The organism is Paeniroseomonas aquatica, from assembly GCF_030409335.1.
In the GTDB taxonomy this organism is placed as follows: domain Bacteria; phylum Pseudomonadota; class Alphaproteobacteria; order Acetobacterales; family Acetobacteraceae; genus Belnapia; species Belnapia aquatica.
Window position 1 is genome coordinate 1 of record NZ_JAUFPN010000222.1, and the last position, 635, is coordinate 635.

Consider the following 635-nt stretch of genomic DNA (forward strand, 5'->3'; position numbering starts at 1 on the left):
CCAGCCACGCCCAACCCCGATGTGAGCCAGGCCACAGCCGCGGCGGATTTCCGGGGCAGATGGGAAGGGCTGGGCCTTTCCGGTGGCACCGAGCCGGGCTTGGGCTTGGCCCCGCGGCCATGTAGGGGTAGGGCAGGGCCCGCGGCCCGTGGCCGACAGGGCGGGCGGTCACGGCGACCGCCCTGCACCGAGGATCGAATATGGTTGCCCCGGGGACCCAACCCGAGATTTAACGGGATCGTAATCGTCAACCGATTCGGCCCACCACCCGCGACAGACACCGCCGGCATAGCCGCGACATTGGAGTACAAGCCATGGCAGCCAAGCAGCCCACCACCCCGGCCAAGCCGCCGAGCGCGGCCACGGTGACCCTCAAGCAACTGGCGCCCGACCTGGCGGCGACCCATGGCCTGACCAAGAAGCAGACCGAGGAGATGCTGGCCTCCCTGGTCGAGGTGGTCACCACCCGGCTCAAGGCCGGCGACAAGGTCAGGCTGACGGGTCTCGGCATCCTGCAGGTGCGCGCCCGTCCCGCCCGCACCGGCCGCAACCCGGCGACCGGCCAGCCGATCGAGATCAAGGCCAGCCGCAAGATCGCCTTCAGCGCCGCCAAGGAACTCAAGGACGCCGTCTGA

General features: G+C 69.9%; 1 protein-coding gene. It reads left to right on the top strand.

Annotation, left to right across the window (positions count from 1 at the left end; all coding sequences use genetic code 11):
• The first annotated feature begins 314 nt into the window (after positions 1–314).
• Entirely contained in the window at positions 315–635 is a 321-nt protein-coding gene (locus QWZ14_RS28980) for an HU family DNA-binding protein (protein ID WP_290320543.1), read from the top strand.

Coding starts and splice junctions, on each gene's coding strand:
- QWZ14_RS28980 (WP_290320543.1), top strand. CDS start 315: ATGGCAGCCAAGCAGCCCACCACCCCGGCCAAGCCGCCGAGCGCGGCC.